The sequence below is a fragment of the Kaistella jeonii genome (assembly GCF_000812865.1).
Lineage (GTDB): Bacteria > Bacteroidota > Bacteroidia > Flavobacteriales > Weeksellaceae > Kaistella > Kaistella jeonii.
In genome coordinates this window covers 192,484-208,090 of the sequence record NZ_JSYL01000001.1, presented here as the reverse complement: position 1 = coordinate 208,090, position 15,607 = coordinate 192,484, and the positions used below count along the sequence as shown (strand labels likewise).

Here is a 15,607-nt window from a genome sequence, read left to right as displayed (position 1 = left end):
ATTATTAAAAAATGAAAACAAAACTGCTTTTAGTAGCCTTCCTGTCTGTTTTAAATTTGGTAAACAGTCAGACGAAATCGGAAACCTTTAAAGTTCTAAAATCAATTCCTGTGGAGGGAAGTGGTGGTTGGGATTATCTGGCGGTTTGTCCGGCGAATCATTTTATCTACGCGAGTCATTCCAATCAGGTCAATATTATCAACCCTGAAACTTCGGCATCTCAAGGAACCATCGAAAACCAGAACGGCGTTCATGGAATTGCTTTTGACCAAGATAATCGGGGTTACATTACAAATGGAAAATCAAATTCGGTGTATATATTTGATGTGAAAACAAATCAAAAAATCGCAATTATCGAAGTTGGTCAAAAACCTGATGCGGTGATCTTTGATGACTATTCAAAAAAAATAATTGTAGCCAATGCTGGAAGTAACAGTTTAAGCATCATCAATCCAAAAGATCTAAAGGTAGAAAAAACCATCGAACTCATCGGGAACCCAGAATTTTTGGTAAGCGATTTACACGGAAAAATTTTTGTCAATATTGAAGACAAATCGAAGATTGCAGAAATCAATTTAGCGGAGGGAAAAGTTGTAAACTATTTTTCTTTGGGCAAAGATGAAAGTCCGAGTGGTTTAGCAATCGACCATAAAACCCACCGCTTATTTTCGGCATGTGAAGAACATCTGGTTATCGTAAATGCAGAAGATGGAAAAATTGTAAATGCTTTACCAATTGCGAAAGGTTGTGATGGGGTAGTATTCGACGAAAAGTCTAAAATGATTTTTGCTTCAACCTATTCCGGTGTTTTATCGACTTATTTAGAAAAATCAAAAGATGAAATTGTAGCATTACCAAACATCATCACAGAAAAAGGAGCGCGAACAATTGCAATCGATGTTTCTTCTCAAAATATCTATGTAGCGACTGCAAAATTTGGTTCGGAAGAAAACAAGACGACGCACCGATTTCCACTCATCGACGAGTCTTTTCATTTATTGCAGATCGGAAAATAATTGAATTTAGATTGAATAGTGATTTATTATTAAATAATTTTAAAGAAATAATTCGAAAAGTATTAAATAAATGTTAAATGATTTGTTTTGGTTTTAAATTCAGATTCTCTACAGAATGATGCCGCAGATTTGTAGTAGAGATTGGAACAAGTTCAATCCTAAGTTTAAAAATAATCAAAATGAAAAAGTCAGTAATTGTAATGTTATCAGTTTTTGTAATGGGAGTAGGATCTTTTGCAGCGCAACACGGAATGAATAAAGGCGGCGAAGTTCCTGTGAATGTAAAAAATGCTTTCAAAAAAGACTATCCACAGGTAAAAAAAGTAAAATGGGACGAAGAGCACGGAAAATTTGAAGCAGAATTTAAATTAAACAATGAAAAGATTTCTGCAACATATAGCTCAACAGGAGTAAAAGAAGAAACAGAAACTTCTTTAAATGCAAAAAATTTACCAAAAAACGCAATTTCTTATGTTGCTCAAAATAAATACGGTAAAATAAAAGAAGCAGCTAAAATCGTAAAAGCAGATGGATCTGTGGTTTATGAAGCAGAAGTAGCAAAAGGAGATTTACTATTTGATCATAATGGAGCTTTCCAAAAATTGGTTGTAGAAAAAGACTAAATTATTAATAAAGGCAATCCTTTTTGATTGCCTTTTTTTTTGTTTAAAAGATTATATTGTACTTCTTATTTGATGATTAAAAAAACACAACATGAAATACAATCTAGATCGCTTTCATATCGCCCAGGAAAACTCTTATAAAAATGCTTGGCTGGAAATCAAAAACGGTAAAAAAACTTCGCACTGGATGTGGTATATTTTTCCTCAGATCAAAGGTTTAGGAAAATCAGATATTGCCAGAAAATTTGAAATTGAAAATAGCGATGAAGCGGTTGATTACTTAAAAAATTCTGTTTTGGCTGAAAGAATTATTGAACTCACCAGAATATTGGTCGAAGAGATTGAAGGGAAAACGGCAGAAGAAATTTTTGGATTTCCAGATTATTTAAAGTTTCAATCATCTATGACTTTATTTAAAACGGTTGTGGTGAACAACTCTGTGATCTTTCCTGCTGAAAATTATAAAATTTTTGGTAAAGCTTTAGATCAATTTTATAAGGGCGAATTAGATTTAATAACGATTGAACTCCTGTCGAAAACGCGATAAATCAAGCCTTTTTCTTTCTCATTTTATACCTTTGAATTCTCTGTAATTTTATAATACTTCTATTTTATTAAAGTATTAAAATCTCTTAAAATTAAAATGATAGTATGTTTTTGGACTAAAATTTGATTAATCAGAAATCAGATTTGATAAAAGATATTTGTTTTAAAAAAAACATTTCTCATCTCAATCATTCAAATTAACATTAATCAAAAATTACTATTATGGGACAAGCACAATCTCCACACAAAGACTTAAATGGACAGGAAGCCATTGAAACAATCAAAAAATTAACAGAAAAAGCCGGAGTATGTTTCTTCGTAACCAACATCGGAAAAAATGCGCACAGCATTCCAATGTCTTTACAGGAAGTTGACGAGGAAGGTACATTATGGTTTATCAGTTCTTCCGAAAGTACGCACAACGAAAATTTAGCGAAGGACAATACTGCTCAACTTTACTTTTTAAACAATTCTTCTTACGAATATGTTTTCATTCAAGGAAAAGCTGAAGTTTCCAAAGACAGAGCATTGATCGAAAAATATTACAGTCATTTCGCCGATGCTTGGTTTGACGGAAAAGATGATCCACGTATTACCGTAATCGGCGTAAAACCGGATGATGGATATTATTACGAAACCAAAGACAACAAAGTTTTTGCCATGGCAAAAATGGTTTTCGCAGCTGTAACCGGCGCTAAAACGGAAGATGGTGGAGTAGAAGGTGGACTAAATGTCTAACGGAAACCACTACAATTTCAAATAAAATTTGCTACAAAAAAGAGCAACGATCAATGTGTTTTGATATAAATTAGAACTATTTTTGATCGTTGCTTTTTAACATAATATGAATATCGATCGAATCCAGGAAAAGTTAGAGATCCTCGCAGATGCAGCGAAATATGATGTTTCGTGTTCTTCGAGTGGTGGAAACCGAAAGAATAAAAACGGTGGTTTAGGAGACAGTCATGCTTCCGGAATTTGCCATTCCTATACGGAAGATGGTCGCTGTGTTTCGTTGTTGAAAATCTTGCTGACAAATCATTGCATTTATGATTGTGCGTATTGTGTTTCGAGGAAATCAAATGATATTAAACGTGCAGCTTTCACCGTGGAAGAAGTTGTGGATCTCACCATTAATTTTTACCGCAGAAATTTTATTGAAGGATTATTTTTAAGCTCAGGAATTTTTACCGATTCAGATACGACCATGGAACGTTTGGTTCGCGTGGCTAAAAAATTAAGAACGGAACATAAATTTAACGGCTACATTCATTTAAAATCAATTCCCGGAGCGAGTGATGAAATTATGCGTGAAGCGGGATTGTACGCAGACCGACTTTCCGTTAATTTAGAAATTCCCACGGAAAAAGGTTTGAAATTATTGGCGCCGGAAAAGTCCCATTCGGAGATGATCAAACCCATGACTTATGTGAAAAATGAGTTAATATTATATAAGGATGAGCGGAAAATCTTTAAAAAAGTTCCAAAGTTCGCACCAGCTGGACAATCCACTCAAATGATCGTTGGCGCAACCGATGAAACAGATTTCAAAATTATCAAAGTAGCGGATCATTTCTACAAAAACTTCAATTTAAAACGTGTTTACTATTCAGGTTACGTTCCCATGCTGGAAGATGCAAGGTTGCCTTCAATCCATTCGCAAGTTCCGATGGTTCGGGAAAATCGTTTGTATCAAGCCGATTGGCTCATGCGTTTTTATGGATTTAAAGCTGATGAGATTTTAGACCGAAGCAATCCTTTTCTTGATTTAGAAGTCGATCCGAAGTTGGCTTGGTCTTTAAGACATTTAGAACAGTTTCCTGTTAATGTTAATACTGCTCCAAAAGAAATGTTGTTGCGAATTCCAGGTGTCGGAACAAAGTCTGTTCGGAAAATTTTAATGGCGCGTAAATTTCAAAAACTCAATTTAGACCATTTAAAGAAAATCGGAGTGGCCATTAATCGCGCAAAGTATTTTGTTGAATTTGAATCGCATAATGTTTTTACCAATTTTATCGATCATCAAAACTTCAGGAAAATTATTTTGGATACAACGAAGTCTAAATTTACCTCTCCTTTTTCTGAGCAATTGACTTTATTTTAATGACGACCGTAATTTATGATGGAAGTTTTGAAGGTTTAATGACCGCGATATTCGAAGTTTTCGAGTATAAATTTTTAGATGCTGAAATTTTTAGCACAGAAAATTATACTGTTGAAAATATTTTCGCCACTGTTCATGAAGTTCAAACCCAATCCGAAAAATCAGAAAGAGTTTTAAAAAAGTTAGAAGACAATATCGGGAAAAGCGCCGTTTCCCAATTACTGATGGTTTATCTCTCTGAAGATCCGCAACTTGAAAATTTAATTTTTAGCGCAGTAAAATATTCACTTTCCCGTCCGAAGCAAAATGTTTTAAATGATTTCGCAAATGCTAATATGATGCAGATCGCAAAAGTTTGCAAATCTGTTGGTCGGGAAATACACCGAATGAATGCATTTGTGCGTTTTGAAAAATTACAGGACGATTTTTATTTCGCCAAAGTAGAGCCTGACTTCAATGTTCTTCCTCTTATTTTTAAACACTTTAAAGCAAGATATCAGGATCAAAAATGGATGATATTTGATCTAAAAAGACATTACGGTATATTTTCTGACACCGAAAATGCAGACTTTTTTTATCCGGATGAAATTAATAAAAGCAAGTTTGTCAATACTCAAAACCTTTTGCATGAGGAAGAATTAAAATACCAGAAATTGTGGCAACGTTATTTCGTAAAGACCAATATTCCGGAAAGAAAAAATCTTAAACTGCACGTACAGTCTTTACCGAAACGATATTGGAAATACCTTACAGAGAAATATTAGAAAGAATACTATTTCTTAAATATTGGTATGAAAATAGCTTTTGCAATCATTAGTAAAAACCCTTTTAAATTCCTTTATATTTTAAAAACTAAAGATAAAATTACTCTATTTTGAAACTCGTCAAATTCACTAATAAAGGCATTTATTGCATTCCCGGAAAGTTTTATCTTGATCCGTGGCGACCCGTCGATTTGGCGGTTATTTCTCATGGACATGGAGATCACGCAAAGTGGGGCATGAAAAAATATCTTTGTCACCATTTTACAAAACCTATTTTACAGATCAGGATTGGACCAGATATCGAGGTTCAAAGTCTCGGCTATAACGAACCCATCATGATCAATGGCGTAAAAGTAAGTTTTCATCCAGCCGGTCACATTGTTGGGTCCTGTCAGATCCGAATGGAATATAAAGGGTATGTTACCGTTTTTTCCGGAGATTACAAAGTTCAGGATGATGGAATTTCTACACCTTTTGAATTGGTGAAATGCAATGAATTTATAACAGAAAGTACTTTCGGATTGCCGATTTACAAGTGGTTGACGCCACAACAATATTCGGAGCAATTAGGAGCTTGGGTAGAAAGCAATAAAAGTCAGGGAAAAACGTCGGTTTTTATCGGATATTCTTTAGGAAAAGCCCAGCGAATAATGAAGTCGGTAGAAGGTTATGGGAAAATATTTGTTCACAGTTCCATCGGAAGATTAAATGAAGCCATCGAAAGTGTCGGAGTTCAACTTCCAGATTATGAAACGGTGAATTTTACAGAAGATATTAAAAATCTAAACCAGGAGATCGTGATTGTTCCGCCCGCTTTATTGGACAGCAATATGATCCGCAAAATCCCAAATCGCGCGACAGGAATTTGTTCAGGTTGGATGCAGGTTCGCGGTTCACGAAGATGGCGCTCTGCAGATGCAGGTTTTGCGATTTCCGACCACGCTGACTGGACGGGATTATTAGAAACCGTAAAAGCAACAGGAGCCGAACAGGTTCACGTCACGCACGGACAAATCGCAGTTTTCACAAAATACTTAAATGAAATAGGAATTAAAGCAGACGAAGTAACAACTAAGTTTGGCGATGAAGAAGAATCTTCTGATACTGAGTCTAACAAAGAAGAATCTACAGAAAACAATGCTGAACCACAATCTAAAAATGACGATTAAAAATAAACTTTAATTTAAAATCAAAATCACATAAACTCTAATACTCAAATATTCAATCACTCAAAAACTAGTATCTCGTAACTCGCACCTAGAAAACCCGCAACTCGCACCCCATGAAACACTTCGCAGAACTCATATCATCCTTGGAAACCAGTAACAAAACGACTGCGAAAGTTGATGCGATGGTTCATTATCTTCAAACTGCAGATGATAAAGATAAGTTGTGGTTTCTGGCCTTGTTTACAGGGAAACGGCCGAAACGTCCCATCAATACGAATTTTTTAAGATCTTGGGCGCTTGAAATTACAGGTCTACCGGAATGGCTTTTTTTAGAAAGTTACAGTTCCGTAGGTGATATTGGTGAAACACTTTCTCTCATTTTACCCAGACCTGAATATACCATTGAAAAATCTTTGAGCCAATGGATGAGCGAATTGATCGCCTTAAAAGATCGATCAGATGAAGAAAAGAAAGAATATGTTCTCGAAAGCTGGAATGGCTTGGATTATACCGAGCGTTTTATTTTCAATAAATTGATTGGTGGAAGTTTTCGAATTGGAGTTTCAAAAAAATTATTGATCAATGCGCTATCGAAATATTCGGGGATTGAAACGAGTCAGCTCATGCATTCCATCATGGGAAAATGGAGTATTGAAGAGGCTGATTTTCAGGAATTAATTCAGGGCACAAACATTAATCCCGACAATTCTAAACCGTATCCGTTCTGTCTTGCTTATCCTTTAGAAAAAACGCCTGAAGAACTAGGTGATCTGGAAGAATGGCAAGCCGAATACAAATGGGATGGAATTCGTGGACAGTTTATCCGCCGAAATGATGAAGTTTTCATTTGGTCGCGCGGTGAAGAATTGGTGAATACGCAGTTTCCAGAATTGGTTTCCGCTTTGGAAAAGATGGAAGGAAATTTCGTTTTAGATGGAGAAATTTTAGCGGTGAAAGACGATGAAGTTTTGAATTTTAATGAACTGCAAAAACGTTTAAATCGCAAAACTATTTCCGCAAAAATGATGAAGGATATTCCGATTCAGGCTTTTGTTTATGATCTGCTGGAATTTGATGGCGAAGATTTTAGAGCAAAACCTTTAGTAGAAAGACGGTTAAAATTAGAAGAACTCTTAGAGAATTCTGAAATTAACAACTTTAAATTACCCGAAATCGTCGTTGCAAAATCGTGGGAAGAATTAGCGGAGATTCGTTTGGAATCCCGCCACAACAACAGCGAAGGTTTAATGTTGAAACAGAAAAACTCCCTCTATCATTCCGGACGGAAAAAAGGCGACTGGTGGAAATGGAAAGTCGATGCATTAACCATTGACGCCGTTTTAATCTACGCCCAAAAAGGAAGTGGGAGAAGAAGTGGGTTTTACACCGATTATACGTTCGCCGTGAAAAAAGACGATCAATTAGTCACGATTGCAAAAGCTTATTCAGGTTTAACAGACAAAGAAATTATGGAAGTCAGTCGTTTTGTAACGAAGAATTCTCTAGAAAAATTCGGACCCGTTCGCACCGTAAAAGCAGAACTCGTTTTTGAGATCGCTTTCGAAGGAATTGGTTTCAGTAATCGCCATAAAAGTGGAGTAGCACTGCGTTTCCCACGTATTGTAAGATGGCGCCGCGATAAAACAGTAAAAGATATTGATGATATTGAAGAAGTGAAAAAACTAATCACTTAATATATCTTTTATTTCATAAAATTATCAATAGAAGCGAGCTTTAGCCCGCATATTAAATTCAAAAATTAATTGGCTTTGGCCCAAACTTAATGACTGTAGATTTCCAAGAAACCGAAGGATTAAAAATCATCAAAAATTGGATGGCCGAAAAAGATTTCGCGCCCTTCACTTTTCAGCTGGAAACCTGGGAAAAATATCACAAAAACTACAGCGGAATGGTCGTCGCACCAACTGGTTTCGGGAAAACCTATTCTGTTTTCTTAGCCGTCATTGTTGACTTTCTTAATTTCCCTGAAAAATACGGCGACGGTTTAAAACTACTTTGGATAACACCGCTTCGAGCATTGGCAAAAGATATCGCAAAAGCCATGAAAGAAGCCATTGATGAAATTGGTCTCGACTGGACTGTTGGAGTTAGAAATGGAGATACGCCCATTAAAGAAAGAACTTCTCAGACGAAAAAAATGCCCGATATTCTTTTGGTTACTCCGGAAAGTTTGCATTTGCTTTTAGCGCAGAAAAACAATCAACGCTTTTTCAAAAATTTGAAATGCATCGCCGTTGATGAATGGCACGAATTGCTGGGTGGAAAACGCGGCGTTCTTACCGAATTGGCTTTGTCCCGCTTAGTTTCCTATCAAAATAAAGTTAGAATCTGGGGAATCACTGCAACGATTGGGAATTTAGATGAAGCTTTGGAAGTTTTAATTCCGTATAAATTAAAGAAAACAAAAGTCATTGCGAAGGAAAAGAAGAAGATCGATATCATCGCAGTTCTTCCGGACGAGGTGGAAATTTTACCTTGGGCAGGACATTTAGGAAATAAACTGGCGAACAAAGTCATTCCTATTATTTTGGAAAGCAAGACCACTTTGGTTTTTACAAATACGCGAAGTCAGGCGGAAATGTGGTATCAAATCCTCTTGCAGCAACATCCGGATTTTGCAGGACAAATTGCGATTCACCACAGTTCTATTGATAAAGATCTGCGGATCTGGATTGAAGAAAATTTAAGTTCTGGATATCTAAAAGCAGTCGTTTCTACTTCCTCTTTGGATTTGGGTGTGGATTTTAAACCTGTTGATACCGTGATTCAAATCGGTTCTGCGAAAGGAGTTGCACGTTTTTTACAACGCGCCGGGAGAAGTGGACATTCACCGTTTGAGACTTCCAAAATATATTTCATTCCGACGCATTCTTTGGAACTCATCGAAGTTGCTGCTTTGAAAGAGGCAGTAAAGCAAAAAGTAATCGAACCGCGGGTTCCGATGGTCATGACATTTGATGTACTTATTCAATATCTGATTACTTTGGCGGTTGGTGAAGGTTTCAAAGCGGAAGAAACTTTTGAACAAATTAAAAATACGTTTGCTTTTCAGGAAATAACAACTGAAGAATGGAAATCTATTTTACAGTTTATTACGATTGGAGGCGGCGCTTTTAAAAATTATGAAGAGTTTCATAAAGTCGTTATCGAAGATGGAATTTATAAAGTGACAAGCCGTAGAATTGCAATGCTTCACCGCATGAACATTGGTGTTATCGTGAGTGACGCCATGTTAAAAGTAAAAGTTTTGGGCGGAAGTTATGTCGGGATGATCGAAGAATATTTTATCACGCGCATGAAAAAAGATGATAAGTTTATTCTTGCGGGAAGAGTTCTTGAAGTTGCCCACATCAAAGAAATGACGGTTTATTGCCGAAATGCCAAAGGAAAAGCAATGGTTCCAAGTTATTTGGGTGGAAGATTGCCTTTGAGTTCATATCTCGGGCAATTTCTTCGCATGAAACTTTCACAGTCTTTAGACGCAAAATCGTCGGAGAAAGAATTGAAATTTTTGCATCCACTTTTGGCGAGTCAGGAAGGGATCTCTCACATTCCAAAAGAAGATGAGTTTTTGGTGGAGATCATCAAAACGCGCGACGGTTATCATCTTTTCATGTATCCGTTTGAAGGTCGTTTGATTCATGAAGTCATGTCGGCTTTGATCGCTTTTCGGATTTCTAAGATCACCCCGATCTCTTTTTCAATGGCGATGAATGATTATGGTTTTGAACTCTTAAGTTCTCAAGAAATTCCGTTGACGGAAGAAAATTTAAAGCAGATCTTATCGAAAGAAAATTTAATTCAGGATGTTTTAAGCAGTATTAATGCAACAGAAATGGCACGAAGGAAATTTCGGGATATCGCTGTGATTTCGGGATTGGTGATTCAAACTTATCCCGGACAACAGAAAAATAATAAAAGTTTACAGTCTTCCGCAGGATTAATTTTCAATGTTCTGGAGGATTATGATTCTCAAAATATATTATTGAAGCAAGCTTATACTGAAGTTTTTAATCAGCAGATCGATGAAGCAAGATTGGTAGAAGCTTTTAACAGGATTGAAAAGTCCAAAATAATCCTCAAATTTGCAAACTCTTTTACGCCTTTGAGTTTTCCTATTAAAGTCGATAGTTTGCGCCAATCATTAAGCAGTGAAGATTTGGGTGAAAGGATCAAAAGAATGCAGGCTGAAGCAATGAAGAAAGGAAAAACCGTCATGCAGATTGCGAGAGGAAAATAACTCTCGTCTGATTAAAATTAAAAACGGCAAATCTTATTAAATTCTTGATGAATTAATTTTTAACCATTAAGTTTATTTAAGTAGGTAAGATTAATTAAGAGAAATCTAAAGATTTTTTAAGTATGCTGCTTAAATTTACCTCCAAATTCTTAATCTTGCTCAATCTCTAAAATATCTTAATGGTTTATCATTTAAACTAAAATTTAAATATTTACTAATCTGATTTTAGGTACCAGTAAATTTCAAAAAATAAGAATATAAATGCTCGAACTTTTAGAGAAAAAAATTCAAAATACGACTTTAACTTTTACGAATCAGCGCGCTCTTTTTTGGGAAGCTAAGAAGATTCTAATTTTAAGTGATCTGCACGTTGGAAAATCCGCGCATTTTAGAAAACATGGAATTGCAATTTCTTCTGAAGTTTTAGTGACTGATTTAAAAAGATTGGAAGACTTAATTAATCATTTTCAACCGGAAAAGGTAGTGATTGTAGGTGATTTATTTCACGCAGGATACAATTCTGATCTGAATCTGTTTAAAAAATGGCGGCTACAATTTTCGCAACAATTTATTTTGATCAGAGGAAATCACGATAAAATGAAATGTGAAGTTTATGACGATCTGGGAATTGAATGCGAAGATGAATTTCTTGAAATTGAACCGTTCACTTTCGTTCATCATCCTGAAAAAATAGAGGAAAATAAATTTTATATTTCCGGACATATTCATCCGGGATTTGTTTTAAAAACGAAGAACGAAAGGCTTCGATTACCGTGTTTTGCAATTTCTGAGCAGCAGATTGTCCTTCCCGCTTTTAGCCAGTTTACAGGATTAGACACCAAAACTTTAAAAGGAAACTTTAAAAATATTGTTTTTACTGAAGGCACTATTTTTGAAGTGTAATGATCAAATTATTAAAAATGAAAAATTTCAAAAAGTTAGCAATTCCTTTAACTGTCGGAATTATCGCTGCATTGTTTTTAAGTTCATGTTCCGTTGGAATTCCAGAAGGAGCAAAAGCCGTTCAAAATTTTCAGGCAGATAAATATTTAGGAAAATGGTATGAAATTGCAAGATTCGATTACCGTTTCGAAAAAAATCTCGACAACGTAACTGCAGAATATACGCGTAAAGATGAAAATTCATTAAACGTAAAAAACCGCGGTCATAATTATAAAAAAGACAAATGGAGTGAATCAAATGGGGAAGCTCGATTTGTCAACTCACCGACAGAAGGTCGTCTGAAAGTTTCTTTCTTTAAACCAATTTGGGCCGGTTATAATGTGATTGATGTTGATGATGATTACAAATATGCTTTGGTTGCTGGAAATAATCTGGATTATTTATGGATCATGTCTCGCGAAACAACCATTCCAGATTCTTATAAACAGCGTTTTTTGGAAAAAGCAAAAGCTTTAGGATTTAAAACAGAAAATTTAATCTGGGTAAAACACAATTAAATTTTCATTCAAAATAGAAACACCCGTTGCAAAAGCTTCGGGTGTTTTCTTATGGAGTTGAGAGAGAATTTAAAATTCGAAAATAAATCCGAAGTAGGGAATCGGCATATTATTATCCTGACTTCCAACTTCTAGCAAATAATTTTGATCTGCAGGTGACGCATTCGGATTTTGAATGACACCATTGTCATTATTATCTCGCTGTAAGTTTACAACCGGTAAATTACTTGCAGTTTTTGACCCGTAAACATTAATGATATCGAGATATGCGGTAAACTGCCATTTCTTGAAAACCCATTTCTTTTCGGTACGCAGATCTAGTTGATGTGCCACATTTCCGCGAAGAGAATTTAATTTTGCAAAATCCTGAAGCGGTCCATTATTAATATTCCAAATCGGAACGGAAGCACTTCTAATCAAGTCATACGGAGTTTCTGGTAAACCTGATTGCAATCTAAATCTTGCACTGAAATTCCAGTTTCTTGGTAAAACTTTTCCGGCACTTACTGATAAAATATGTCTGGAATCCCAACTTGAAGGCAGAAGATTTCCCACTCCATCACTGAATTTCGAATATCCGAAAGTGTAAGCTAAAATTCCGTAGAAGTTATTCAAAGTCCTTTTTTGGGCTAAAAATTCAATTCCATACGTTTCACCGAATCCTCTGGAATCTAAAGGCTCACTTCCGACAACGCCGAAATCTGCACCAATATTTGCCAGAGAAATTTGGTTTCGAAGAGAGAACGGATAGTTTTTGTATTTTTTGTAGTAACCTTCCATCGTCAAACGCAGATTGTCTTTTCCATTATACTCTAAACCTGCAACATAATGAATGTTTTGAATGTATTTTAAAGTTTTTCGATTGACTAAAACATCATTCAGTTTCAAACCTAAAGCAGTATATGCTGGAAGAGCGTGGTAAATTCCGGTATTAAAATTAAACGCCCATCGGTCTGCAAATTTATAATTTAAAGAAAATCTCGGAGAAAACTGATCGAAAGGATTATCAGTTTGTTGTGAATAAGTACTTGCATCAAAACGGGTTCCTAAAGAAAGCTGCACTTTATTATCAAAGAATTTATGAGCACTTTGAACATAAAATCCATATTGGAAAACCTTTAGATCAGAATTGATCTGATCGAAACTTAATCCGGATTGATTCACCGATTTGATGGTAGAATTATTGGTATATTTTGCATAATTAAAATTGGTTCCGGCGCTGAAAACAAAATCACCGAGCATGAAATTCCGATCGATCCGAATTTTATTTTCACCTTCCTGAGAATTGTAATCAAAGAGTAAATTCTCCGGCGTTTCTATATTTCGATAATATTTTGTCGCTTGATTATCTAACATATTTCTACTAATTGTGAAAAGCCAGTTTCCATTATCAACCAAATGTCGGTAACCTGCACCAAAGGTATAATTCCACTGTGGCGCAACTGGTAAACGATCGATCAATGTAAGATTAGAAAGCGTTTTTTTAGCGTCGGTGTTGAATTCAAATTTATCAATCGCGCCTAAACCTATAAAATAAAGTTCATCACCACTTTTATATTTCTTCGAAACTTTGAAAGTGGCGTCGTAATAACTTGGCAAAAAAGGCAAACCGATGGCTTTGAAAAGAAGTTGCAAATTCGATTTCCGTACAGAAAATAAACCACTCCAGGATTGATCTTTTGAAAGTGGACCATCCATCATCAACTGCAAATCATCTAAACCTACAATTGCTTTGTAACCCAATTTATCTTTTCGGGCTTCCTTTAAATTAAATTCAAATAGCGAAGACAAAGCGCCATTTCTTTTGGCTGGAAAAGCTCCACTATAAAAATCGACATCTTTAATAAAATCTACGGTAATAATGCCACGAGGACCGCCAGAAGCGCCCTGCGTTTGAAAGTGATTGATGATCGGAACTTCAATCCCATCGATATAAAACTTGTTTTCTGCGGAACTTCCACCTCTGATAAATAAGTCATTCCGGAAAGTTGCCGTACTTCCAACTCCGGGAAAACTTAAAATTGCCCGTGAAATATCGCGGTTGGAACCTGCATTTTTTTGAATTTCTTCACTCGTAATATTTCGGAGAGAAACAGGACTTTCTGCGGTGGTTTTGTAAGTTTTTTTCGTAATTAAAACTTCCTGAATCGATTTAATTTCACTTTTATTTAAACCTACAGAATAGGAAAGATTCTGATTAGGAATAATGTTGATATCATACAAATAAGAAGTGTTGTAATTTTCCGAAGAAATCTCAAAAGTATAGGAACCGGACGGAATATTATCGAGCTGAATTCTACCAATTCCAGAAATACTGTCGCTTCTTTTTTGAATTTTGACTATAGCTTCCAGTGGTTTTTTGCTGAACTCATCAAATACTGAAATATTAATGGATCCAACTTGTGATTTTAAAACAAAGGAAAATAAAAGCAAAAAGAAAGTAAATAAATATCTCATAGTTATTTTTTAAAGGAGGTAAGAACAGTTTAAATTAATAATCAGCAAGTATCAATTTAACATTGTTTAAAGAGGAAAATTGAGCGCTGCAAAAGTATTGTTTTAAAAGGAATATGTCCGACACGGAAATAAAATTTTAAAAAAGGATCTGGGATTTTTAGTTTAGAGGTTTAAAAAAGAATACACCTTTTATAAAAAAAAGATGTATTCTCAACTATTAAAAACTTAAAAACTATGGTAATAAAACTCTATCTAATACGTGAATAATACCGTTTGAACACTGAACATCAGTCGCAATGACGTTTGATATTCTATTGTTTTGGTCAGTGATTTTTACGCCACCTGTAGTTGTGATTTTAAATGTTTCTCCCTGGAAAGTCGGAACAATCATATTATCGGTAATGTCTGTAGAAGCTACATTTGCACCGGCAACGACATGATATTTAAGAACAGATGTTAAAGTTGCTCCTGGAATCGCTGCTAAATTTGGCAAACTCAATTCGGTTAATAAATTAGTAAATGCCATATTTGTTGGAGCGAAAACCGTAAACGGAGAATTTGCTGTACCACCCAAAATAGATACGAAGTTAGGTTGATCTGCTCTGGTTAAAGCTGCAACTAAAGAGGTAAAGTTCGGGTTTGCCGCTGCATGCGTCACAATTGTTGGCAATCCGATTACTGCATCAACTTTGTGAATAACGCCGTTTGTAGCCATGATATCAGTTTTAGTAACGTTTGAAACGCCATTAATTTTTACACCAGATGCTGTATTGATAAACATACTTAGCGCTCTTGTGGAAGAAGCTGCTCCTTTTGCAAGAGTAGAAACATATCCTGTAGTTACTTGTGCTGCCATTACTTTTGTAGCAAGAACGTGGTTTAATAAAACTTGTTTCAACAGATCATTAGGAACATCATTAAGGCTTGCAAAACCGTTTGCTGTTAAAAACGCAGCGAATGCAGCATTCGAAGGTGCGAAAACGGTAAAAGTTCCAGATCCATTCAAAGTTGCAGAAAGACCTGCTTTGTCGATTGCAGCTTTTAAACTTGATAAATCAGAGTCAGCAGATGCTAATTCATAAATGGATTTTGGTGAGTCCATTGTTGTTTCGTCATCTTTACTCGCACAAGAGAAAGTCAACATACTTGCGCAAAATAATACTGCGAAGGTTTTAAATAAATGTTTCATAATATTTATATTTTTAAT

The 15,607-nt window shown here is 35.4% G+C and carries 13 protein-coding genes; 11 read left to right on the top strand and 2 right to left on the bottom strand.

Translation table 11 applies throughout. The annotated features are described in order from the left end of the window. Positions 1-11 precede the first annotated feature (11 nt). The 11 genes from OA86_RS00895 (at position 12) to OA86_RS00845 (ending at position 11,943) form a co-directional block, all read left to right on the top strand. The gene (locus tag OA86_RS00895; protein WP_052257320.1) at positions 12-1,016 is read left to right on the top strand and encodes a YncE family protein; all 1,005 of its coding nucleotides are present in this window, start codon (positions 12-14) and stop codon (positions 1,014-1,016) included. 179 nt (positions 1,017-1,195) lie between these two features. Continuing rightward, entirely contained in the window at positions 1,196-1,639 is a 444-nt protein-coding gene (locus OA86_RS00890) for a PepSY-like domain-containing protein (protein ID WP_074781360.1), read from the top strand. Positions 1,640-1,730: 91 nt separating this feature from the next. Then, a complete protein-coding gene (locus OA86_RS00885) occupies positions 1,731-2,186 on the top strand; it encodes a DUF1810 domain-containing protein (protein WP_039347398.1) in 456 nt (151 codons plus the stop codon). A gap of 221 nt (positions 2,187-2,407) precedes the next feature. Then, on the top strand, positions 2,408-2,923 hold the full coding sequence (locus tag OA86_RS00880) for a pyridoxamine 5'-phosphate oxidase family protein (RefSeq protein ID WP_039347395.1): 516 nt from the start codon (positions 2,408-2,410) through the stop codon (positions 2,921-2,923). Positions 2,924-3,029: 106 nt separating this feature from the next. Next, the gene (locus tag OA86_RS00875; protein ID WP_039347393.1) at positions 3,030-4,289 is read left to right on the top strand and encodes a putative DNA modification/repair radical SAM protein; all 1,260 of its coding nucleotides are present in this window, start codon (positions 3,030-3,032) and stop codon (positions 4,287-4,289) included. Continuing rightward, positions 4,289-5,053: a TIGR03915 family putative DNA repair protein gene (locus tag OA86_RS00870; RefSeq protein ID WP_039347391.1), complete on the top strand. Its 765-nt coding sequence runs from the start codon at positions 4,289-4,291 to the stop codon at positions 5,051-5,053. The genes OA86_RS00875 and OA86_RS00870 overlap by 1 nt, the downstream gene beginning before the upstream one ends. A 110-nt stretch (positions 5,054-5,163) precedes the next feature. Beyond that, entirely contained in the window at positions 5,164-6,222 is a 1,059-nt protein-coding gene (locus OA86_RS00865; protein ID WP_052257318.1) for a ligase-associated DNA damage response exonuclease, read from the top strand. A 113-nt stretch (positions 6,223-6,335) separates the two neighbouring features. Further along, positions 6,336-7,916 (top strand): ATP-dependent DNA ligase, encoded by a 1,581-nt coding sequence (locus OA86_RS00860; protein WP_039347388.1) that lies wholly within the window; start codon positions 6,336-6,338, stop codon positions 7,914-7,916. A gap of 89 nt (positions 7,917-8,005) precedes the next feature. After that, positions 8,006-10,483: a ligase-associated DNA damage response DEXH box helicase gene (locus tag OA86_RS00855; protein WP_082017277.1), complete on the top strand. Its 2,478-nt coding sequence runs from the start codon at positions 8,006-8,008 to the stop codon at positions 10,481-10,483. Positions 10,484-10,744: 261 nt separating this feature from the next. Beyond that, positions 10,745-11,386: a ligase-associated DNA damage response endonuclease PdeM gene (pdeM, locus tag OA86_RS00850; protein ID WP_052257317.1), complete on the top strand. Its 642-nt coding sequence runs from the start codon at positions 10,745-10,747 to the stop codon at positions 11,384-11,386. 17 nt (positions 11,387-11,403) lie between these two features. Next, complete coding sequence (locus OA86_RS00845; protein ID WP_039348296.1) at positions 11,404-11,943, top strand: lipocalin family protein; 540 nt, start codon at positions 11,404-11,406, stop codon at positions 11,941-11,943. 69 nt (positions 11,944-12,012) lie between these two features. Here OA86_RS00845 and OA86_RS00840 read toward each other — a convergent pair whose 3' ends face one another. Both OA86_RS00840 and OA86_RS00835 read right to left on the bottom strand, forming a co-directional pair. Beyond that, positions 12,013-14,400: a TonB-dependent receptor plug domain-containing protein gene (locus OA86_RS00840; RefSeq protein WP_039347385.1), complete on the bottom strand. Its 2,388-nt coding sequence runs from the start codon at positions 14,398-14,400 to the stop codon at positions 12,013-12,015. Positions 14,401-14,632: 232 nt separating this feature from the next. Further along, positions 14,633-15,589, bottom strand: a complete 957-nt coding sequence (locus OA86_RS00835; protein WP_039347382.1) for a fasciclin domain-containing protein — start codon at positions 15,587-15,589, stop codon at positions 14,633-14,635. Positions 15,590-15,607 lie beyond the last annotated feature (18 nt).